This is a genomic window from Mycobacterium sp. Marseille-P9652, from assembly GCF_902652685.1.
In the GTDB taxonomy this organism is placed as follows: domain Bacteria; phylum Actinomycetota; class Actinomycetes; order Mycobacteriales; family Mycobacteriaceae; genus Mycobacterium.
The window spans coordinates 20,481-40,559 of sequence record NZ_CACRUY010000021.1; the positions used below are offsets into that span (position 1 = coordinate 20,481).

At 70.7% G+C, this 20,079-nt stretch carries 21 protein-coding genes; 8 read left to right on the top strand and 13 right to left on the bottom strand.

Features of this window, described 5'->3' with window-relative positions; translation table 11 throughout:
* Positions 1-7: 7 nt before the first annotated feature.
* The 4 genes from GPY60_RS13310 to GPY60_RS13325 all read right to left on the bottom strand — a co-directional run bounded on the left by GPY60_RS13310 (position 8) and on the right by GPY60_RS13325 (position 2,600).
* Positions 8-469 (bottom strand): PH domain-containing protein, encoded by a 462-nt coding sequence (locus GPY60_RS13310; protein WP_156688148.1) that lies wholly within the window; start codon positions 467-469, stop codon positions 8-10.
* Positions 466-948: a 6,7-dimethyl-8-ribityllumazine synthase gene (ribH, locus tag GPY60_RS13315; protein ID WP_156688149.1), complete on the bottom strand. Its 483-nt coding sequence runs from the start codon at positions 946-948 to the stop codon at positions 466-468. The genes GPY60_RS13310 and ribH overlap by 4 nt, the downstream gene beginning before the upstream one ends.
* Positions 945-2,222 carry a bifunctional 3,4-dihydroxy-2-butanone-4-phosphate synthase/GTP cyclohydrolase II gene (locus tag GPY60_RS13320; protein ID WP_156688150.1) on the bottom strand — a complete coding sequence of 426 codons (1,278 nt, stop codon included), beginning with the start codon at positions 2,220-2,222 and terminating at the stop codon, positions 945-947. The genes ribH and GPY60_RS13320 overlap by 4 nt, the downstream gene beginning before the upstream one ends.
* A gap of 108 nt (positions 2,223-2,330) precedes the next feature.
* Positions 2,331-2,600 carry a hypothetical protein gene (locus GPY60_RS13325; RefSeq protein ID WP_231639640.1) on the bottom strand — a complete coding sequence of 90 codons (270 nt, stop codon included), beginning with the start codon at positions 2,598-2,600 and terminating at the stop codon, positions 2,331-2,333.
* A gap of 195 nt (positions 2,601-2,795) precedes the next feature.
* Here GPY60_RS13325 and GPY60_RS13330 point away from each other — a divergent pair, with 195 nt between their 5' ends.
* Positions 2,796-3,071 carry a hypothetical protein gene (locus GPY60_RS13330; RefSeq protein ID WP_231639641.1) on the top strand — a complete coding sequence of 92 codons (276 nt, stop codon included), beginning with the start codon at positions 2,796-2,798 and terminating at the stop codon, positions 3,069-3,071.
* Between the two features lie 10 nt (positions 3,072-3,081).
* Here the strand turns inward: GPY60_RS13330 and GPY60_RS13335 are convergent, their stop codons facing one another.
* On the bottom strand, positions 3,082-3,684 hold the full coding sequence (locus GPY60_RS13335; protein ID WP_156688151.1) for a riboflavin synthase: 603 nt from the start codon (positions 3,682-3,684) through the stop codon (positions 3,082-3,084).
* Between the two features lie 84 nt (positions 3,685-3,768).
* Here GPY60_RS13335 and GPY60_RS13340 point away from each other — a divergent pair, with 84 nt between their 5' ends.
* Both GPY60_RS13340 and GPY60_RS13345 read left to right on the top strand, forming a co-directional pair.
* Positions 3,769-4,476, top strand: coding sequence for an LppX_LprAFG lipoprotein (locus GPY60_RS13340; RefSeq protein ID WP_197283661.1), 708 nt, complete (start codon positions 3,769-3,771; stop codon positions 4,474-4,476).
* Positions 4,473-6,026 (top strand): MFS transporter, encoded by a 1,554-nt coding sequence (locus GPY60_RS13345; protein ID WP_156688153.1) that lies wholly within the window; start codon positions 4,473-4,475, stop codon positions 6,024-6,026. Before GPY60_RS13340 ends, GPY60_RS13345 begins: the two co-directional genes overlap by 4 nt.
* 3 nt (positions 6,027-6,029) lie before the next feature.
* On the opposite strand, the gene ribD is transcribed toward GPY60_RS13345, so the two are convergent.
* The 7 genes from ribD to GPY60_RS13380 form a co-directional block, all read right to left on the bottom strand.
* Positions 6,030-7,064 carry a bifunctional diaminohydroxyphosphoribosylaminopyrimidine deaminase/5-amino-6-(5-phosphoribosylamino)uracil reductase RibD gene (gene ribD, locus GPY60_RS13350; protein ID WP_156688154.1) on the bottom strand — a complete coding sequence of 345 codons (1,035 nt, stop codon included), beginning with the start codon at positions 7,062-7,064 and terminating at the stop codon, positions 6,030-6,032.
* Complete coding sequence (rpe, locus tag GPY60_RS13355) at positions 7,061-7,759, bottom strand: ribulose-phosphate 3-epimerase (protein ID WP_156688155.1); 699 nt, start codon at positions 7,757-7,759, stop codon at positions 7,061-7,063. The genes ribD and rpe overlap by 4 nt, the downstream gene beginning before the upstream one ends.
* Positions 7,760-7,768: 9 nt before the next feature.
* The gene (locus GPY60_RS13360) at positions 7,769-9,169 is read right to left on the bottom strand and encodes an RsmB/NOP family class I SAM-dependent RNA methyltransferase (RefSeq protein ID WP_156688156.1); all 1,401 of its coding nucleotides are present in this window, start codon (positions 9,167-9,169) and stop codon (positions 7,769-7,771) included.
* Positions 9,166-10,095, bottom strand: coding sequence for a methionyl-tRNA formyltransferase (fmt, locus tag GPY60_RS13365; protein ID WP_156688157.1), 930 nt, complete (start codon positions 10,093-10,095; stop codon positions 9,166-9,168). The genes GPY60_RS13360 and fmt overlap by 4 nt, the downstream gene beginning before the upstream one ends.
* 43 nt (positions 10,096-10,138) lie before the next feature.
* Positions 10,139-10,627 carry a MarR family winged helix-turn-helix transcriptional regulator gene (locus tag GPY60_RS13370; protein WP_156688158.1) on the bottom strand — a complete coding sequence of 163 codons (489 nt, stop codon included), beginning with the start codon at positions 10,625-10,627 and terminating at the stop codon, positions 10,139-10,141.
* Positions 10,628-10,754: 127 nt separating this feature from the next.
* Positions 10,755-12,701, bottom strand: coding sequence for a primosomal protein N' (locus GPY60_RS13375; RefSeq protein ID WP_156688202.1), 1,947 nt, complete (start codon positions 12,699-12,701; stop codon positions 10,755-10,757).
* Positions 12,702-12,747: 46 nt separating this feature from the next.
* The gene (locus tag GPY60_RS13380; RefSeq protein WP_156688159.1) at positions 12,748-13,512 is read right to left on the bottom strand and encodes a lysoplasmalogenase; all 765 of its coding nucleotides are present in this window, start codon (positions 13,510-13,512) and stop codon (positions 12,748-12,750) included.
* Here GPY60_RS13380 and GPY60_RS13385 point away from each other — a divergent pair.
* Together GPY60_RS13385 and GPY60_RS13390 are read left to right on the top strand one after the other, a co-directional pair.
* Entirely contained in the window at positions 13,511-14,470 is a 960-nt protein-coding gene (locus GPY60_RS13385; protein WP_156688160.1) for an alpha/beta hydrolase, read from the top strand. The genes GPY60_RS13380 and GPY60_RS13385 overlap by 2 nt on opposite strands.
* Positions 14,471-14,493: 23 nt before the next feature.
* Positions 14,494-15,468 carry an alpha/beta hydrolase gene (locus tag GPY60_RS13390; RefSeq protein WP_156688161.1) on the top strand — a complete coding sequence of 325 codons (975 nt, stop codon included), beginning with the start codon at positions 14,494-14,496 and terminating at the stop codon, positions 15,466-15,468.
* Positions 15,469-15,473: 5 nt separating this feature from the next.
* On the opposite strand, the gene GPY60_RS13395 is transcribed toward GPY60_RS13390, so the two are convergent.
* Positions 15,474-16,502, bottom strand: coding sequence for a helix-turn-helix transcriptional regulator (locus GPY60_RS13395; protein WP_156688162.1), 1,029 nt, complete (start codon positions 16,500-16,502; stop codon positions 15,474-15,476).
* Positions 16,503-16,576: 74 nt separating this feature from the next.
* On the opposite strand from GPY60_RS13395, the gene GPY60_RS13400 reads away from it, so the two are divergent.
* The 3 genes from GPY60_RS13400 to GPY60_RS13410 are packed head-to-tail and all read left to right on the top strand — an operon-like array spanning position 16,577 to position 20,028.
* The gene (locus GPY60_RS13400; protein WP_156688163.1) at positions 16,577-17,965 is read left to right on the top strand and encodes a cytochrome P450; all 1,389 of its coding nucleotides are present in this window, start codon (positions 16,577-16,579) and stop codon (positions 17,963-17,965) included.
* Complete coding sequence (locus tag GPY60_RS13405; RefSeq protein ID WP_156688164.1) at positions 17,962-19,440, top strand: flavin-containing monooxygenase; 1,479 nt, start codon at positions 17,962-17,964, stop codon at positions 19,438-19,440. Before GPY60_RS13400 ends, GPY60_RS13405 begins: the two co-directional genes overlap by 4 nt.
* A gap of 15 nt (positions 19,441-19,455) precedes the next feature.
* Positions 19,456-20,028 carry a pyridoxamine 5'-phosphate oxidase family protein gene (locus GPY60_RS13410; RefSeq protein ID WP_156688165.1) on the top strand — a complete coding sequence of 191 codons (573 nt, stop codon included), beginning with the start codon at positions 19,456-19,458 and terminating at the stop codon, positions 20,026-20,028.
* Positions 20,029-20,079: the final 51 nt, after the last annotated feature.

The following is a 20,079-nucleotide window of genomic DNA, read 5'->3' on the forward strand; positions in this document are numbered from 1 at the left end:
AGCGCGATCAGCGCGTGCGCGTCTCCGGCCGGTAGCGCGCCATCAACGACCGCACCGTGTCCATGGCCTCCACGGCGCGGTCCTTGTCGACCGCCTGGATCGCCATCACCGGAATGTACTCGTCGTCGGGCAGGTCGACCCGGGCCCAGCGGCGACCGGCCGGGAACGACACCCCGACGATATCCGCCCAGCGAATCAGCCGGTAGCCCAGCAGATTACGCACCGCCAGGCCGGCGGGACCGACCCGCAGGCGCGGCCGCGCGAACAACAGCACGACACCGGCGATGATCAGACCCAGCCCGCCGATCGCGACCTGGTCGGCGGTCTGGAAGACCACGCCGCTGGACCTGGCCTTCAGCAGCACCCCGACCGCGATGTGGATGGCCGCGATGCAAAACGCCGCGAAGTAGACGAATTTCGGCGTCCGGTGCGGGCGCAACTCGGCATCCCAGCGCTCGGGCTGAGTCACGACCGGGCGCGCAGGTCGCGCAGGGTCAGCGCGGCCGTCAGCGCCGCCCCGGCCGCCTGGGCGCCCTTGTCCTCGGCCGACGACGGCAGGCCGGCCCGCTCCAGCGCCTGCTCCTCGGTGTTGGTCGTCAGCACGCCGTTGGCCACCGGTGTCGACGCGTCGAGCGCGACGCGGGTGAGGCCCTGAGTGACCGCGTCACACACATACTCGAAATGCGGTGTCGCGCCCCGTATCACGACGCCCAGCGCGATGACCGCATCATGGTTGCGCGCCAATTCCTGTGCCACGACCGGAATCTCGATCGCGCCGAGCACCCGCACCACGGTGGGGTTCACGACGCCGGACTCGGCGGTCACCTTGCGCGCCCCGTCCAGCAGGGCGTCGCAGATCTCGGGGTGCCACGTGCTGGCGACGATGCCGACCCGCAGCCCGGACGCGTCACACTCCGGCACCTCCGGCACACCGGCGGCAGGACTCACAGAGCACCGCCGAATTCGCCCGGCAGGTCGACGGATTCGTGGAACTCGTCGAGCCCGGCCAGGTCGTGGCCCATCTTGTCGCGCTTGGTCATCAGATAGCGGATGTTCTCGGCGTTGGCGCGCACCGGCAGGGGCACGCGCTCGATGATGTGCAACCCGTACCCGTCCAGGCCCACCCGCTTGGCCGGGTTGTTGGTCAACAACCGCATGGAACGCACCCCGAGATCGACGAGGATCTGCGCGCCGATGCCGTAATCCCTTGCGTCGGCGGGCAACCCGAGCTTGAGGTTGGCGTCGACGGTGTCGGCGCCGGCGTCCTGCAGCTGATAGGCCTGCAGCTTGTGCATCAGCCCGATGCCGCGGCCCTCGTGGCCGCGCATGTAGAGCACCACGCCGCGGCCCTCCCGCGCGACCATCGCCATCGCGGCGTCCAGTTGCGGACCGCAGTCGCAGCGCCGGGAGCCGAACACGTCACCGGTCAGGCACTCGGAGTGCACGCGCACCAGGACGTCGTCGCCGTCGGCGTTGGGCCCGGCGATCTCGCCCCGAACCAGCGCCACATGCTCGACGTCCTCGTAGATGCTGGAGTAGCCGATCGCCCGAAACTCCCCGTGCCGGGTCGGAATCCGCGCCTCGGCGATCCGCTCGATGTGCTTCTCGTGTTTGCGGCGCCACTCGATCAGGTCGGCGATGGTGATCAGCGCGAGGTCGTGCTCGTCGGCGAACACGCGCAGTTCGTCGGTCTGCGCCATCGCGCCCTCGTCCTTCTGGCTGACGATCTCGCAGATGGCCCCGGCGGGTTGCAGGCCCGCCATCCGGGCCAGATCGACGGCGGCCTCGGTGTGACCGGGCCGCCGCAGCACGCCGCCGTCCTTGGCGCGCAAGGGCACGACGTGCCCGGGCCGGGTGAAGTCGTCGGCCACGCTGCCGGGGTCGGCGAGCAACCGCATGGTGGTCGCCCGGTCGGACGCCGAGATTCCGGTGCCGACACCGAGTCGTGCGTCGACGGTGACCGTGTACGCGGTTCCGTGCTTGTCCTGGTTAACCGCGTACATCGGCAGCAGGCCCAGCCGGTCGCAGATCGCGCCGTCCAGCGGCACGCACAGGTAGCCCGAGGTGTAGCGGACCATGAACGCAACCAGCTCCGGCGTTGCCTTCTCGGCGGCGAAGATGAGGTCGCCCTCGTTCTCGCGGTCCTCGTCATCGATGACGATGACGGCCTTTCCGGCCGCAATGTCGGCAACCGCCCTCTCGACGGAGTCCAACCTCGTCATCTTCGTCGCTACCTTGCTGTCGGGCACGGCCCACATGAGGGGCGCGTGTGTGCTTTCAGTATGAACCAACGCGGAGCCGCTGTTATTGCCGCCGCGTTGTCGCCCCGGTCACCGCCAACTGGCGGGCAAGTCGATGATGTGGTTCGGGCAGTAGTCCTGGGCCGCCTGGGACATGACGTCGCGCGCCAGATCGGCCGACATCTTGCTGCGCAGCGTCATGAAGGCGTATTCGGCCGGCGCATACCCCTGATCGGGTTCGTCCATGAGCCGGCAGGCCTCCTTCTCCTGCGCGGCGAAGTCGGCGTGGGCGATTCCGGCCGGTCCCAGGAGCGTGGCCAGCGCGAGGCCGCCAACGACAAGTGGCCGGGCGATCCTCACGGTCTGCTCCTCCCCAGCGATGCGCTCGTCGCAATGGTATCGGCGGGCTTGCCCGCACGCGTTGAGCCTGCGGTGACGGCGCCGTGTCTGAACCCAGATCGCGATTGGGGCCCCGAACACGCCGTGGGCGCAGTCTCGACGCGAAGAAGACGAAAATCCTGCGATTCCGGTGCGCAGCAATCTACCCTTGGCGGCATGAACATCTCGGTAAAACTGGCGGTACCGGCCGTGACCTTGATGTTCGCGGCCGGGGTGACAGCGGGGATAAGCCATCCGCAAACAGCGCGGGCCGATGCCTGCGCCGATGTGGGCGGCCGGCATGTGAGCGTCGGCGGGTGCACCGATCCGGGACGCTGGGGCAACTGGGTCCTGCCCGCCGGTGCGATGACGGTCCCGCCCCCGGGCGCGCCGCCGCCCTGCTACACCCCGTCCGGCGAGCCGTACTGGACGCCGCCGGGCGAACCCTGCTGACGGGCCCGTCTCAACGGTCGCCGAGCAGCCGTTCTACATATTTGGCGATCACGTCGACCTCGAGGTTCACCCGCGTCCCGACCGGGGCGCTGCCCAGGGTGGTGAGCTCCCGGGTCGTCGGGATGAGCGACACCTCGAACCAGTCGCGCGGTGAGTCGCCCAGCCCGGAGACCGTCAGCGAGATCCCGTCGACGGTGATCGACCCCTTCTCGACGACGTAGCGGGCCACCGTGGCGGGGACCTCGATCCGCACCACCTCCCAGTGCTCGGACGGCGTGCGCGACACCACCTCACCGGTGCCGTCGACGTGCCCCTGGACGATGTGCCCGCCGAGCCGGCTGTTGACCGCGGCCGCGCGCTCGAGGTTCACCCGGCTGCCGACCTGCAGCTCGCCCAGATTGGACCGATCCAGCGTCTCGGCCATCACGTCGGCGGTGAACTCGCCGCCGGGCAGCAACTCGACGACCGTCAGGCACACACCGTTGACGGCGATCGAGTCGCCATGGCCGGCGTCGCCGGTCACGATGGGCCCGCGGATGCTCAGGCGTGCGGCGTCGGCGAGGACCTCCCGGCCCGTGACCTCACCGAGCTCCTCGACAATTCCGGTGAACATTGCACCAGGTTAAACCGGCAAAGCGCGCTCGCCCCCCGACCGCGTTTCGGAAGCCGGTCACCGGCACCCTCTACGATGCTGGATATGCAGACCCGCCGCCGTCTCACGGCCGTCCTCGCCTCCCTGAGCATCGCCACCGCCCTGATCGCCGGCTGCTCATCGGGCACCAAGCAAAGCGGCCCGCCGCTGCCAGACGCCAACACCCTGCTCAAGCAGTCGGCCGAGACGACCAAGACGGTCAAGAGCGGCCACCTTGTCCTGTCAACCTCCGGGAAGATCCAGGGGCTGCCGATCAAGGTGCTGACCGGTGACCTCACCACCTCGCCGGCCACCGCCGCCAAGGGCAACGCGACCATCACCCTGGGCGGGTCTGACATCCAGGTCGACTTCGCGGTCGTCGACGGCGACCTCTACGCCACGCTGACGCCGAACAAGTGGAGCGACTTCGGCAAGGCCTCCGACATCTACGACCCGTCGATCATCCTCAGCCCGACCGACGGCCTGGCCAACGCGCTGAACAACTTCACCGACGCCAAGGCCGAGAGCCGCGAGACCGTCAACGGCCAGACCACAATCAAGATCAGCGGCAAGATATCCGCCGACGCGGTGAACAAGCTGGTTCCCAACTTCTCAGCGTCGCAGCCGGTGCCGGCCACCGTGTGGATCCAGGAGAGCGGTGACCACCAGCTCGTCCAGGCCAACCTGCAGAAGAGCTCCGGCAACTCGGTCCAGATGACGTTCTCCAACTGGAACGAAGCGGTCGAGGTCAGCAAGCCCCCGGTGACCTCATGACCGCGCAGACGGGACGCCGGGTCGCGATCAGCGCCGGCAGCCTCGCCGTCCTGCTGGGCGCCCTGGACACCTACGTCGTCGTGACGATCATGCGCGACATCATGAACGACGTCGGGATCCCGATCAACCAGCTCCAGCGGATCACCTGGATCGTCACGATGTACCTGCTCGGCTACATCGCCGCCATGCCGTTGCTGGGCCGCGCGTCCGACCGGTTCGGCCGCAAGCTGCTCCTGCAGGCGAGCCTGAGCCTGTTCATCGTCGGCTCGGTGATCACGGCGGTGGCCGGCGGGTTCGGCGACTTCCACCTGCTGATCGCCGGCCGCACCGTGCAGGGCGTGGCCAGCGGCGCGCTGCTGCCGGTGACGCTGGCGCTGGGCGCCGACCTGTGGTCGCAGCGCAACCGCGCGGGCGTGCTGGGCGGCATCGGCGCCGCGCAGGAACTGGGCAGCGTGCTGGGCCCGCTGTACGGCATCTTCATCGTGTGGCTGTTCCACGACTGGCGTTACGTCTTCTGGATCAACGTCCCGCTGACCCTGATCGCGATGCTGATGATCCAGTTCAGCCTGCCGTCGCGCCAACGCACGGAAGAACCGGAGCGCATCGACCTGGTGGGCGGCCTGCTGCTCGCGCTCGCCCTCGGTCTGGCCGTGATCGGGCTGTACAACCCCAACCCCGACGGCAAGCAGGTGCTGCCCAGCTACGGATTGCCGCTGGTGATCGGCGCGGCCGTCGCCGGTGTGGCGTTCCTGGTCTGGGAGCGCCGCTCCCGCACGCGGCTGATCGACCCGGCCGGTGTCCAGTTCCGGCCCTTCCTCGCCGCGCTGGGCTCCTCGTTGGCGGCCGGCGCGGCGCTGATGGTGACGCTGGTCGACGTCGAGCTGTTCGGTCAGGGCGTGCTGCAGATGGACCAGAACCAGGCGGCCGGGTTGTTGCTCTGGTTCCTGATTGCGCTACCGATCGGCGCGGTGCTCGGCGGATGGATCGCCACCCTGATCGGCGACCGCGCAATGATTTTCATCGGGTTGCTCATCGCCGCCTACGGCTACTGGCTCATCCACTTCTGGCGCCAGGACGTGATGGACCGCAAGCACGACATCCTCGGCCTGATCACCGTGCCCGCACTGCACGCCGACCTGTTGGTCGCGGGCATCGGGCTCGGCCTGGTGATCGGGCCGCTGTCGTCGGCGGCCCTGCGGGTGGTCCCCTCCGCGCAGCACGGCATCGCCTCGGCGGCGGTGGTGGTCGCCCGCATGACGGGGATGCTGATCGGCGTGGCGGCGCTGACGGCCTGGGGTTTCTACCGGTTCAACCAGATCGTCGCCAACCTGAACGCGTCGATCCCGCCCAACGCCACGCTGTTCGAACGGGTGGCCGCGCAGGGGGCGATGTACCTCAAGGCGTTCGCAATGATGTACGGCGACATCTTCTTAGTCACCGTCGGTATCTGTATCGCGGGGGCGCTGCTCGGCCTGCTGGTCAGCGGCCGCAAGCAACACGCCGAGGAACCCGAAGTCCTCGAGGCGGAGCCGGTCGCGCCGACGCCGTGAGCGTCAGCGCGGCACGAGGCTGAGCACCAGATCCGGCCCGGCGCGGTCGATTCCGTCGAACTGCCAACGCAACGCGCGCGCGATCGTCGGCACCCCGACGTCGTCGACCGCGGTGATCGGCCCCCCGAGCAGGATCGGGGCGACGTAGGCCAGGATGCGGTTGACCGCGCCGGCGCGCAGGAACGCCCCGGCCAGGGTGGGGCCACCCTCGAGCAGCACGTCGGTGCGGTCCGAGACCGCCTTGATCACCTCCATGGGGTCGTGCGTGCGGATCACCATGGTGCGTGAGTCGTCATTGAGAACCTTTGCGTCACCGGGCAATTCGCGCATGCCGACGACGACGCGCAGCGGCTGCCGGGGCGCCAGCGAACCGTCGGGCAGGCGGGCGGTGAGCATGGGGTCGTCGGCCAGCACCGTGCCCGTCCCCACCACGATCGCGTCGGCGATCGCCCGGCGCCGGTGCAGGTCCATGCGCGAAGCCTCGCTGGAGATCCATTGGCTCGACCCGTCCGCCGCGGCGCTGCGGCCGTCGACGCTGCTCGCGTACTTCCACGTCACGTGCGGCAGCCCGGTGCGCACCTTGTGCAGCCACTCCCGCAGGGGCCCGGCGGTCACCTGGTCGGCCAGCACGCCGGAGCGCACCTGCACTCCGGCCGCCTGCAGCCGGCCGGCGCCGCCGCCGGCGATGGCGTTCGGGTCGGCGACGGCGTAGATCACGGCGCTGACCCGGGCCTCGATGAGAGCGTTCACGCAGGGCGGCGTCTTGCCGAAATGGTTGCAGGGCTCGAGCGTGACGACGGCGATGCCGCCCGCCGCCAGGCCGCCGGCCCGGCGCAGCGCCAACACCTCCGCATGGTCCCCGCCGGGCGGCTCGGTGGCGCCGACGCCGACCACGTGGCCCTCCCGGTCCAGGATCACCGCACCGACCGGCGGGTTCGGGTACGTCGTGCCCTTGACGAGGTAGGACTGTTCCATCGCCAGCCGCATCGCCGCCTCGAGGCTGTCGACCGACTGCGGTTGGTTCGTGGGCTGATTCATGCGCCCAGATGCGGCGACGCCGCGGCGGCCTGCCGGCGCAGCGCCTCCACGGCCGCCTCCGGGTCGTCGGCGCCGTACACCGCCGACCCGGCGACGAAGCAGTCGACGCCGGCCTCGGCGGCCTGCTCGATGGTGTCGGCGTTGATGCCGCCGTCGATTTCGACCAGGATCGTCAACTCCCCCGCGTCGATCATCTTGCGGGCCGTGCGAACCTTGCTCAGCACCTCGGGGATGAAGCTCTGGCCGCCGAACCCGGGCTCCACCGACATGATGAGCAACGTGTCGAAGTGCGGGAGGATCTCGAGGTACGGGTCCAGCGGTGTCTTCGGTTTGACGCTGATGCCCGCCTTGGCCCCCGCGGCGCGGATGTCGCGGGCCACGCTCACCGGGCTGTCGGTGGCCTCGGCGTGGAAGGTGACGTTGTAGGCGCCCGCCTCGGCATACGGCGGCGCCCAGCGGTCGGGGTCCTCGATCATCAGGTGGCAGTCCATAGGGATCTTGGTGGTCGCCAGCAGCGCCTCCACCACTGGCAGGCCGATGGTCAAATTCGGCACGAAGTGGTTGTCCATCACGTCGACGTGCAACCAGTCGGCGCCGCGGACGGCGGCGGCCTCGTCGGCCAGGCGGGCGAAATCGGCGGACAGGATGGACGGCGCGATAAGCGGTCCCCCGGTGCTGCGCGGCATGACCGACAGACTACTGAGCTATACGGCCACGCGGCGCAGCGCGGCAGCGAACATGGCGTCGGTGCCGTGCCGGTGCGGCCACAGCTGGACGTACGGCCCGTCGCCCAGCCCGGTGACGGGCTCGAACAGCGGCCTGGTGTCCAGCGCCTCGACCGGGTGACGGCGCAGCGCGTCGGCGACCACCCCGACCGTCTCGGCAAGGTGAGGCGAACAGGTCGCGTACAGCACCACGCCGCCCGGGCGGGTGAGTTGGATTGCCGCCGCGAGCAATTCGCGTTGCAGCTTGGCCAGGGCCGGCACGTCGGCCGGCTGCCGCCGCCAGCGGGCCTCGGGCCGGCGCCGCAACGCACCAAGCCCGGTGCAGGGAGCGTCGACGAGCACCCGGTCGAAACCGGGCTCGAGGCCGCTCTCCCGGCCGTCGACGCGCACGACGTCGACAGGCAGGCCGCGCGTGTTCTCCGCCACCATGTCCGCGCGGCGGGGCGCGGGTTCGACGGCGGTCACCCGTGCGCCGGACCCGGCGCCGATCCCGGCCAGCAGCGCGGTCTTTCCGCCCGGCCCGGCGCACAGGTCAAGCCAGCGACCGGTGTCGCCGTCGACCGGCGCCAGCGTCAGCGCGCGGGCCACCAACTGGCTGCCCTCGTCCTGCACCAGTGCGGCGCCGTCGCGCACCGGGGCCAGCCGTCCGGGATCTCCGCCCGGCAGGTACACCGCGTACGGCGAGAAGCGGCCCACCGTGCCGCCGACCGCCTCGGCCAGGTCGGCGGCGGTCAGGGCGCCCGGCCGGGCCGCCAGGTGCACCTGCGGCCGCTCGTCGTCGCTGGCGAGCACGGCCTCGAGCTCCGCGGCGTCCGCGCCCAACGCGTCGGCGAACGCCTGGGCGATCCAGCGGGGGTGTGCGTGCACGAAGGCGGCATGCCCCACGGGGTCGCGCGATCGGTCGGGGGCCAGCTCGGCGACCCACGACCGTTCGTCCCGCCCGGCGATGGTCCGCAGCACGCCGTTGACGAAACCGGCTCGTGCCGAGTCGAATTCGATCCCGGCCTGTTCGACCGTGGTCGACACCGCGGCGTGTTCGCCGACCCGCGTGCGCAGCAGCTGATAAGCCCCCAGGCGCAACAGGTCGAGAAGCACCGGGTCGATGACGTCCGGCGCGCGGCCGGCCGCGGCACCGATGATCGCATCGAGCAGCCCCCGGGTGCGGCAGGTCCCATAGGTGAGCTCGGTGGCGAAGGCCGCGTCGCGGCCGGTGATGCCGCGCTCGCGCAGCAGCGCGGGCAGGGCCAGGTTCGCATAGGCGTCGCGCTCGGTGACGGCCCGCAGCACCTGAAACGCCGCGGCGCGGGCGGGATCGAGCGGCTTGCGACGTCGCGGGCCGCGTGGTCGGTTGTGCGCCCGCTGCGGCCTGTTGTCGCTCATGACGCCCGCACGGCGGGGTCGAGCCGGGCACCGCGCGCCCAATCGACGGCGTTCATGAATTTCTTTCCCGGGGGCTGGATCTGGCCGAGACGCACGGGCTGCGATCCGGTGCCGACCCACACTCCCTTGCGGTCCACGTGGATCGCGCCGGGCTGCAACGGAATTGGCGGCTCCTCGACCCGCACGGGCCCCAGCTTGATGCGCAGGTCGCCGATCAGGGTCCAGGCGCCGGGGTTCGGTGTCACGGCGCGAATCCGGCGCTCCACCACCTGGGCCGGCAGGTCCCAGCGCACCCGGGCCTCCTCGACGGTGATCTTCGGCGCGACACTCACCCCGTCGGCCGACTGCGGTCGCGGGGTCAGCGTGCCGTCGGCGATGCCGTCGAGCGTCGCCGAGAGCAGCACCGCACCCGAATCTGCCAGGCGCGCTAGGAGTTCCCCGGCCGTGTCGGTGGGCCGGATCTCCTCGGTGACGACCCCGTACACCGGTCCGGAGTCCAGGCTCGGTTCGATCTGGAACGTCGTCGCGCCCGTGACCGCGTCCCCGGCGGCGATCGCCGCCTGCACCGGTGCCGCGCCGCGCCAGGCGGGCAGCAGGGAGAAATGCAGGTTGACCCACCCGTGCGCGGGCACCGCCAGCAGGTCGTCGCGCAGCAGCGCGCCATAGGCGACCACGGGGCAGCAGTCCGGCGCCAGCTCCGACAGCTCGGCGACGAACTCCGGCGAGTTCGGCCGCGACGGCCGCAACACCGGAATCCCGCGGTCGAGCGCCTCGCGGGCCACGGGCGAGGGCTCCGGCCTGCCACGCCGGCCGGACGCCGCGTCGGGCCGGGTCAGCACCGCGACCACCTCATGGCGGGGCGAGTCGATCAGGCGGCGCAGCGAGGGCAGCGCGGGTTCGGGGGTGCCGGCGAAGACGAGACGCACCGGCACAGTCTAGGGATGGCCGACCCGGGCGCCGGTGCGGCGACTACAAATCGGCGTCGGCGTCCAGATGCACGTCGGGCTCGCCGCCCGCCGCGGTGAACGCCGTGAGCGCCCGAACCAGCCCGTGCCGCTCGGGCGGCGGCATCTTCTCGACGATCGCCGCGATCTCGGCGCGCCGGTAGGCGGTGACGCGGCGGACGACCTCCCGGCCGCGCTTGGTCAGCGCGGCGAGCAATTCCCGGCGCGACGTGGGGTGCGGGAGCCGGTCGATCAGCCCCGCGGCGACGAGGCGGTCCACCATCCGGCCGGTGGCCGACGGCTGCACGCCGAGCAGGCCGGCGAGCGTGGCCAGGTTGACGGGACCCCGATTGGAAAGAATCACGAGGGTCCGGAACTGAGCGATCGTGATCGACTCGTCGACTTGGGCAATGGAACGCACCGAAATGGCCACCAGCAAACGGGAAGCCGTGAGCAATGCGTCGGTGATCACGTCCAGCGATTCGTCAGCCGTCGTCGTATGGTCCGCAGCCATCGCCCCTCCCTCTGGGCCCGATTCCGGCCCGTCGCGGGCTGAAGACTAGAAAGCATAACAGCCTTCTAATGTCGTAGTCAGTGACTGTTTCTCACGCACACTGTCACTGGCGGCACGGCATGTATCACTACCCGATGTTCAGCGGGTCGATCTGGACACGCACCGGCTCGTGGTTCGCGCGGGCGCTGAGCACGCCCACGGCCCGGCGCAGCGAAGCCGCCAGCGCCAGGCCGTGTTCGCGCCGCACCCGAACCAGCATCCTCGTCACCGGCAGTTCGGCGGGCGTCCCGGGCGGGCGGCGCACCCCCGGCGGCAGATCCACGGGGCCCAGCACCTCGGCGTCCTCGGGCAACCGCGACTCGTCGAGCAGCGCGTTGACCGCCGGGTAACTGCCGTCGATGGCGGCCATGTGCACGCTGGGCGGCAGACCGACCTCGGTGCGCGCGGCGAGTTCGGCCTCGGCGTGCCCCACCGGGTCCCACCGGACCAGGGATTGCACTGTGGCGATGGAGGATTCGGCAACGACGATCACGACACCGCCGTCACCGCGCGGACGCACCAGCGCGGCCGCGCCCATCCAGCGCCACAGCGCCTCCTCGGCGGCGCGCAGGTCTTGGCGGCCCAGGAGCGCCCAGGTGTCCAGCAGCAGCGCCGCGCCGTACCCGCCCGCAGCGGCGGGCTCGGCACCCGGCGTGGCCACCACGAGCGCCGCGCCCGGGCCGACCTCCCCCACCACCGCCTCGCCGGAGGAGGTGACGACCGGCGTGCCGGGAAACGCCCTGCCGAGTTCCTCGGCGGTGCGCCGTGCCCCGATCACGACGGCCCGCACCGCGTCCGACCCGCAGCGGGTGCACCGCAGCGTCGGCTCCGCCCGTCCGCACCACCGGCAGACGGCGCCGACACCGCCGCGCTCCTGCAGCGACAGGGGTCCCGTGCAGTGCCGGCACCGGGCGATCGTGCGGCAGCGGCCGCACGCCAGCGACGGCACGTACCCGCGCCGCGGCACCTGCACCAGCACGGGGGCCCCGGATTCGAGCGCGGAGCGGGCGGCGCGCAGTGCGACGGACGGCAGCCGCGCCGTGCGCGCCGCGGGGTCACGTTCCTCGGCGTAGCCGGTGTCGTCGAGCGCGACGACCCGCGGCGTGCGGGCGCGGACCACCGGCCGCGCCGCGACGATGTCGTGCGCCCAGCCGCCGCGCACCAGGGCGTGCGCTTCGGCGGTGCGGGCGTAGCCGCCGATCAGCGCCGCGCAGCGCGCCTGATGCGCGCGCAGCATCGCCACCTCGCGGGCGTGCGGGTAGGGCGCCCGGGGCTCGGCCAGGGAGTCGTCGGCGTCGGCCCACACCATGACCAGGCCGAGGTCGGCGAGTGGCGCGAAGACCGCACTGCGGGTGCCGATCACCAGCCGCGCGCCGCCGCGCAGCCCCGCGAGCCAGCGCCGGTAGCGCGCCGCCGGCCCGAGGCCCGCCGACAGCGCCACCACGCTGTTTTCGTCGATGAGCGCGGTCGCGGCCCGCCAGAGGGTGTCCAGGTCGCGCTGGTCGGGCACGATCGCCAGCACGGCGCGGCCCGTCCGGACCGTTTGCGCGGCCGCCTCGGCGAGCCGGTCGGCCCAGGACTCCCCCGGCAGGGCCTGCCAGACGGCGCGCGCGGCGCGCGATTCCGCCAGGGCGGCCAGGAACTGCTCGCCGCGGGCGTAGGTCCCCCACCCGCTCACGTCGACGGGCGCGACGACGGGCAGCGGCAGGATCGGCGCGGCCTCGCGCTCCACCTTGGCGTGCCGGGGTGGCACGGCCAGGCGCACCACGTCCGGCCGGGTGCCGGCGTAGCGTGCCGCCACGGCGTCCACCAGGCGCCGGATCTCCGCGGTGAGAACGGGTTCGGGGGACACGACGCGGTCGAGCCAACCGAGCTGGCCGACGTGGTCGGTGTCGGCGCGGCGTTCGAGCACGAACCCGTCGACCAGCCGCCCGTGGAAACGCACCCGCACCCGCACCCCGGGCTGGGCGTCGTCGGACTGCTCCGCCGACACCAGGTAGTCGAAGTCGCGGTCGAGGTGCGGGACCGACAGCATCGGCAGGACGCGAGCGATCGGTTCCACCTGAACCGGGAAGGTGTTGCTACTCAAAGCCTTCGACGGGCCAGTCGACGATCTCCTCGTCGTCCTCGTAGAGCTCGGGCTCTTCCCGGCCGAAGAAGAAGCCGGCCGTGATGAGGATCTGGGCCGCCGCGTAGAGCCACCAGATCGGCACGGCCAATGCGTCGTTGTTCAGGACGAAGCGGCCGAAGGCGATCATGGTGTCCGACACCGCAAAACACACGGCGCCCACCGCCGTCCAGATGGTCGGCAGCCGCGCCAGTTGAGCGGCGCACACCATCGCGGTCAACGCGAGGATGTAGACGGTGACGGGGATCGTGAGCGCGTCATGGCTCAGCCGGTGCCAGAGCAACGCCAGCATGACGATCACGCCGAGGACGATGAGGACGCACGCCGCCAGGCGCGGGGTCGACGGGCGCGCCCGCGGGATGAGCGGCAGCAGGGCGGCCAGGAAACACAAGTGCGCCAACAGGAAAGCGGTCAGGCCCAGGCCGAACGACATCGTCCACCACGGAATGGCGAGCAACCAGTCACCGACGGCCGACAGCAGCAGCGCGGGCACGAGCCAGCGGCGCTCGCGGACGATCGAGTGGCCGAGCGCCGCGCCGGCGAGCAACAGCGCCATCAACGCCTTGAACGGGGGCTGCAGAACCCAGTGCCCGGTGAGTTCCGTCCCCGGCGGCGAGCGCAGCGCGAGCACCGTCAGGTAGACCCCGTAGGCGAGCCCGGCCCAGCCCGCGAGCACCCAGGCGCCCGACACCACGCGGGGTGCGTACGGTACCTCCATGCCCAGCCTGGACAGCACAGCCGACGAAAAACCCGCTATCGACCCCATCCTGCAGAAGGTACTGGATGCGGTTCCGTTCCGGTTAACAACCGACGACGGTGTCGAGGCGGCGCGTCAGCGATTCCGTGACCTGCCGCGGCGGCCATTGCACACCGACATGCGGGTCGAGGACCGGGCGATCCCGGGCCCGGCCGGACAGATCGGGGCCCGGATCTACTGGCCGACGGACATGCCCGACGGCGGCGCTCCCGTCGTGCTCTATTTCCATGGCGGCGGTTTCGTCGTGGGCGACCTCGACACGCACGACGGAACGGCCCGCCAGCACGCCGTGGGAGCGACCGCCATCGTGGTGTCCGTCGATTACCGGTTGGCGCCCGAGCACCCGTACCCCGCCGCCGTCGAAGACGCCTGGGCCGCAACGCTGTGGCTCGCCGAGCACGCCCGGCTGATCGGCGCGGACACCACGCGGATCGCACTGGCCGGGGACTCGGCCGGCGGGACCATCGCCGCGGCCACGGCCCAGCGGGCCCGCGACCGGTCGGGACCCCCGATCGCGTTCCAGCTGCTGTGGTACCCCTCCACGCTGTGGGATTCGACGCTGCCGTCCTTCACCGAGAACGCGACGGCCCCGATACTCGACGCGCGGGCGGTCGCCGCGTTCTCCCGTTGGTATGCGGGCGATGTCGACCTGTCCGATCCTCCGCCGGGCATGGCGCCGGGTCGGGCGGAGTCCCTGGCCGGCCTGCCGCCCGCCTACATCGCGGTCGCCGGTCACGACCCGCTGCGCGACGACGGCATCCGCTACGGCGAACTGCTGGCGGCGGCGGGCGTTCCCGTCGAGGTCCACAACGCCGAGACCATGGTGCACGGCTACCTCGGCTACGCGGGCGTGGTGCCCGCGGCCACCGCCGCGACGGACCGCGGCCTGGCGGCGTTGCGTACCGCCCTGCACGGCTGACCACCGGGCGTACGGTGAACCCCATGACGGAGCCGACATCCCCGCTTGCACATGCCCGGCCGGGCATCGACCCCGCGTTCAAGCAATTGCTCGACGCCTTCCCGATGACGTTCAGCGCCGCCGACGGCGTCGAGGTCGCACGCTCGCGGTTGAAGATGCTGAAGGTGCCCGACGAGATGCTGCCCGAAGTGCGGATCGAGGAGCGGACGGTCGGCTACGGCGACGTCACGGACATCAATGTGCGCATCTACTGGCCGCGCCAGGCCGACGAGCCCCTGCCCGTCGTCGTGTTCTACCACGGCGGCGGATTCTCGCTGGGCGACCTGGACACGCACGACCCCGTCGCACGCTCCCACGCCCTGGGCGCGGACGCCATCGTGGTCTCCGTCGACTACCGGTTGGCCCCCGAGCACCCGTTCCCGGCCGCGGTGCACGACAGTTGGGCGGCGCTGCAGTGGGTGGCCGCGAACGCCGCCGAGCTGGGCGGTGACCCGAACCGCATCGCGGTGGCCGGCGACTCGGCCGGCGGCAACCTCGCGGCCGTCATGGCGCATCTGGCCCGTGATAACGGCGGCCCGGCACTGCGGTTCCAGTTGCTGTGGTACCCGGTCGTCACCGCGGACCTGTCGCTGCCGTCGTACGTCGAGAACGCCAACGCGCCGATCCTGGACCGCGGCGTCATCGACGCCTTCCTGTCCTGGTACCTGCCCGACACCGACATCAGCGACCCCACGGCGCTGCCGGTCACCCTGGCCCCGGCCAACGCGGACGACCACTCCGACCTGCCGCCCGCCTACATCGGGACCGCGGAACACGATCCGCTGCGCGACGACGGGGCCCGCTACGCCGAATTGCTCAACGCGGCCGGCGTGCCCGCCGAACACAGCAACGAGGGCAATCTCGTCCACGGCTACATCAGCTTCGAGATGGTGATCCCCGCGGCCGCCGAGGCCACCAGCCGCGGGATCGCCGCGCTGCGAAAGGCGTTGCACGAGTAGAAGTCTCAGCGTCGCGAATATGCGCTGGGCGCAACGCCGTACCAGCGCTTGAACGCGTGCGAGAACGTCGACACCTCCGTGTAGCCCAGGCGGGTGGACACCTCCTCCACCGTCAGCCCGACGTTGCGGAGCAGGTCGACCGCCACCGTCGAACGCGCCTCGTTCAGCAGCGCCCGAAACGACGTGTCCTCCTCGGCGAGCCGGCGGCGCAGCGTCCGCGGGTGGATGTCGAGCTCCGTCGCGACGTCCGCCAGCGTGGGGAATACGCCCGAATCCCGAAACAGCTTGCTGCGCACCAGCGCGGTGATGCCCTGGCGGCGCTCGCTGCTCTGCATCAGCACGTCGCACTGCGCCATGCACAATTCCATCGTGTGGCGATCGGCCTGCGGCAGGGGCTCGTCGAACATGGCCCGCGGAAAGTGCAAGCGGTTGTGCGCCCGCCCGAACGCGACGTCGTGCACGGGCACCAGCGCCAGCACCGGTCGCAGCAGCGCCTCGTCGACCGCCAGCTCGGCCGACACCTCCGGCGCGTACTTCTCGGCCACGGGCAGCGCGAATGTCACCGTGGTCGCGATGATTCCGGCGATGTCGCGTTCGATGAAGAAGCCCCGCACGTCCTCCGGCAGGTGGGCCGCGCCGATCTCGATCACACAGTCGTCGGCGGTTTCGAACAGCTCGAGGTCGATGTGCAGCATGGTCAGGGCGAAGTACCGCATCGCCATCGAGAACAGTTCGCGCAGTGTGCCGCACGACATCACGGCGAACCCGAACAGACCCATGTGGGTGAGCGTGAACCGGCTGCCGACGTCGACGCCCAGGCCGGCCGCGCCGGGCAACCGGTCCAGCAACCGGCGCACGGCCCGGATCTCGTCGAGCGCGCTCACCACGGCGTCCGGGTTGGTGAGGTGGGCCGGGTCGATCGCGGTGCCCGCCAGAATGTCGCGGGTCGGGACCCCCCGCTCGTTTCCGACCTCGCACAGCACGCGTGTCGCGTAGACCGGGTGGCTCACCTCGCTCGGGGGCTGCTGCCGCATGGCTGTCCTAAAGTCCCAACTCGCTGTCCGATTCTCTCATTATGGACCGGGCGCCTCGCCCCTACAGTTGACCCATGGCGACCCTCACCGCGGAGCGGCTACCCGGAACACCCGCCAAGCGCCTGAGCGCGTGGACCATGACGCGCGAGGCCATCACCGTCGGCTTCGACGTCGGCGACGGGTTCCTGGGCCGGGCGCGGGGCAGTGACATTGTCCGGTTCCGTTGCGGTGGAAGACGTTTCGTGTCGATCAGTCACCCCGACTACGTGGACCACGTACTGCACGCGGCGCGGCTGCGCTACGTCAAGTCCGACGAGTACGAGCCGATCCGGGCCACCGCGGGGGTCAATCTCCTGACCGACGAGGGCGACTCGTGGGCCACCCACCGCGGTCTGCTCAACCCCACATTCGCGCGGCGGCACCTCAACCAGATCGTCGACCTGATGATCGATCCGATCACCGACATCGCCGACGGCCTGACCGCGGGACGACGATTCGACATGCACGAGACGATGGTCGAGGCGACCCTGCGCGTGGTCGCCAATTCCCTGTTCAGCCAGGACTTCGGCCCGCTGGTGCACAGCATGAACGACCTGGCGACGCGCGGGATGCGGCACGCGGAGAAGCTGGAACGGCTCGCGCTGTGGGGCCTGATGCCGCGACCGGTGTACGACGCGCTGAACCGGTGCGTGTTCTCGGGAGTCCGAATGCCGCCGCCGCTGCGCGACATGCAAAACATCGTGCTGACCCTGGACGCGGCGGTCAACGCCATCATCGACCACCGCCTGGCGCACCCCACCGACTCGGCCGACTTCCTCAACGTGTTGCTGCGCGCGGACGGCGGCCGTTGGCCGCGCCGCCGGATCCGCGACGAAGCCCTCACCTTCATGCTCGCCGGCCACGAGACCACCGCGAACGCCATGTCGTGGTTCTGGTACCTGATGGCGTTGCACACCGACGCCCGCGAGCGGATGCTCGCCGAGGTCGACGACGCGCTGTGCGGCCGCCGTCCCACCGCCGACCACCTGGGCCGGCTGCCGTGGACGTCGGCGTGCCTGCAGGAGTCGCAGCGCTACTTCTCCGCGGTGTGGGTGATCGCGCGCAGAGCGGTGGCCGACGACGTCCTCGGCAATCACCACATCCGGCCCGGCACCACCGTCGCGATCCCGATCCACCACATCCACCACGACCCGCGCTGGTGGCGCGACCCGGAAGCCTTCGACCCCAACCGGTTTCTCGTCCCCGACCGGACGCGGCCGCGGTCGGCGTACCTGCCGTTCGGCGGCGGCCGGCGGATCTGCATCGGGCAGAGCTTCGCGTTGATGGAGATGGTGCTCATCGCGGCGATCATGAGCCAGCGGCACGTCTTCGACCTCGCCCCCGGCCACCCGGTCGAACCGGAGGCAACGCTGACGTTGCGGCCCAGGCACGGGCTGCACATGATCGGAACGAGCCGCCCATGAGACCCGACTACCACACCCTGATCGTCGGCGCCGGCTTCTCCGGCATCGGGACGGCGATCAAGCTCGACCAGGCCGGACTGCCCGACTACCTGATCGTCGAGGCCGGCGACGGGGTCGGCGGGACGTGGCACTGGAACACCTATCCCGGCATCGCCGTCGACATCCCGTCGTTCTCCTACCAGTTCTCGTTCGAGCAGAGCACGAACTGGTCGCGGACGTACGCGCCGGGCCGCGAATTGAAGGCCTACGCCGAGCACTGCGTCGACAAATACGGCCTGCGATCGCGAATCCGGTTCAACACGAAGGTGTTTGCCGCGGAGTACGACGACGAGGCCTCGCTGTGGCGCGTCCAGACCGACCCCGGCGGGGTGGTGACCGCCCGGTTCCTCGTCAGCGCCTGCGGCGTGCTCACCGTGCCCAAGTCACCCGACATCGACGGGGTGGACTCGTTCGCCGGGATCACCATGCACACGGCGCGCTGGGACCACGGCCAGGACCTGACCGGCAAGCGCGTCGCCGTCATCGGCACCGGCGCCTCCGCCGTGCAGGTGATCCCCGAGATCGCGCCGATCGTCGAGCAACTCACCGTCTTTCAGCGCACGCCGATCTGGTGCTTTCCCAAGTTCGACGTCGCGCTGCCGGCGGCGGCGCGCCGGGCGATGCGCATTCCCGGCGGCAAGCTCCTCCAGCGGGCGCTGAGCCAGGCGTTCGTCGAGCTGAGCTTCACCATCGCCGCGCAGTACTTCACCGTGTTCCCGCTCGCCAAGAGGATGGCGAAGGCCGGCGAGAGGTACCTGCGTCAACAGGTCCACGACCCCGAGGTGCGCGAAAAGCTCACGCCCCGTTACGCCGTCGGCTGCAAGCGGCCCGGCTTCCACAACGAGTACCTGGCCACCTACAACCGTGACAACGTGCGGCTGGTCACCGAGCCGATCGCCAAGATCACCCCGTCGGCGGTGGCCACGACCGACGGCGAGAACCACGAGGTCGACGTGCTCATCCTGGCGACCGGGTTCAAGGTGATGGACACCGACAACGTCCCGACGTTCGCGGTCACCGGCCGTGGCGGCAAGTCGTTGAGCCGCTTCTGGGACGAGAACCGGCTGCAGGCCTACGAGGGGGTTTCGGTTCCGGCCTTCCCCAACCTCTTCACCGTGTTCGGACCGTACGGCTACGTCGGCTCCTCGTATTTCGCGCTCATCGAAACCCAGACCCATCACATCGTGCGGTGCCTGAAGCGCGCCCGCACCACGGGCGCGACCCGCGTCGAGGTGACCGAGGAGGCCAACGACCGGTACTTCGCCGAGATGATGCGCAAGCGGCACCGGCAAATCTTCTGGCAGGACAGCTGCCGGCTGGCCAACAGCTACTACTTCGACAAGAACGGCGACGTGCCGCTACGCCCCGCCACCACCGTCGAAGCCTACTGGCGCAGCAGGCGATTCGATCTCGACGACTACCGGTTCACCGGCTAGGACTACGCTTCACGGGTGGCCAAGGTCTTCCCCCGCATCGACTCCTCGCTCCGGGAGTTCATCGGCGAGCAGGCGATGTTCTTCGTGGCCACCGCCCCCTCAGACGGAGGCCGAATCAACCTGTCGCCTAAGGGGTACGCCGACACGTTCGCCGTGCTCGACGATCACACCGTCGCGTACCTCGACCTGTTCGGCAGCGGCGTCGAGACCATCGCCCACCTGCGCGACAACGGCCGCATCACCGTCATGTTCTGCTCGTTCACCCGCAGCTCGCGGATCCTGCGGCTGTTCGGCACGGGACGGGTCGTTCGCCCGGACGACGCCGAATTCGATTCACTAATAACCCATTTCGACGCGAAGCACGCGGGCGCACGGGCCGTCATCGTCATCGATGTCGAGCGCATCGCCGACGCGTGCGGGTTCGCGGTGCCGTACTACGAGCTGGTCGGCGAACGACCCGTCCTCGACGCGCATCACACCAAGGCCGACGGGGATGCCTACGCTCGCACCATCGGCCGCAACCGGCACAGCATCGACGGCCTGCCCGGGCTGGAGCCGGACCACCCGCTCCCGCCCCACGTCCCGTGAGCGTCAGCAAAGGTCTCGTCCGAACGACTTTTGCTCGTTAGGCTTTCCTGC

Bases quoted from the DNA above. Each gene is read 5' to 3' on its own strand.
- GPY60_RS13320 (WP_156688150.1), bottom strand. From the start codon at position 2,222: ATGACGAGGTTGGACTCCGTCGAGAGGGCGGTTGCCGACATTGCGGCC.
- GPY60_RS13330 (WP_231639641.1), top strand. From the start codon at position 2,796: ATGAACATCTCGGTAAAACTGGCGGTACCGGCCGTGACCTTGATGTTC.
- GPY60_RS13335 (WP_156688151.1), bottom strand. From the start codon at position 3,684: ATGTTCACCGGAATTGTCGAGGAGCTCGGTGAGGTCACGGGCCGGGAG.
- GPY60_RS13340 (WP_197283661.1), top strand. From the start codon at position 3,769: ATGCAGACCCGCCGCCGTCTCACGGCCGTCCTCGCCTCCCTGAGCATC.
- GPY60_RS13345 (WP_156688153.1), top strand. From the start codon at position 4,473: ATGACCGCGCAGACGGGACGCCGGGTCGCGATCAGCGCCGGCAGCCTC.
- ribD (WP_156688154.1), bottom strand. From the start codon at position 7,064: ATGAATCAGCCCACGAACCAACCGCAGTCGGTCGACAGCCTCGAGGCG.
- GPY60_RS13360 (WP_156688156.1), bottom strand. From the start codon at position 9,169: ATGAGCGACAACAGGCCGCAGCGGGCGCACAACCGACCACGCGGCCCG.
- GPY60_RS13370 (WP_156688158.1), bottom strand. From the start codon at position 10,627: ATGGCTGCGGACCATACGACGACGGCTGACGAATCGCTGGACGTGATC.
- GPY60_RS13375 (WP_156688202.1), bottom strand. From the start codon at position 12,701: ATGCTGTCGGTCCCGCACCTCGACCGCGACTTCGACTACCTGGTGTCG.
- GPY60_RS13385 (WP_156688160.1), top strand. From the start codon at position 13,511: ATGCCCAGCCTGGACAGCACAGCCGACGAAAAACCCGCTATCGACCCC.
- GPY60_RS13380 (WP_156688159.1), bottom strand. From the start codon at position 13,512: ATGGAGGTACCGTACGCACCCCGCGTGGTGTCGGGCGCCTGGGTGCTC.
- GPY60_RS13390 (WP_156688161.1), top strand. From the start codon at position 14,494: ATGACGGAGCCGACATCCCCGCTTGCACATGCCCGGCCGGGCATCGAC.
- GPY60_RS13395 (WP_156688162.1), bottom strand. From the start codon at position 16,502: ATGCGGCAGCAGCCCCCGAGCGAGGTGAGCCACCCGGTCTACGCGACA.
- GPY60_RS13400 (WP_156688163.1), top strand. From the start codon at position 16,577: ATGGCGACCCTCACCGCGGAGCGGCTACCCGGAACACCCGCCAAGCGC.
- GPY60_RS13405 (WP_156688164.1), top strand. From the start codon at position 17,962: ATGAGACCCGACTACCACACCCTGATCGTCGGCGCCGGCTTCTCCGGC.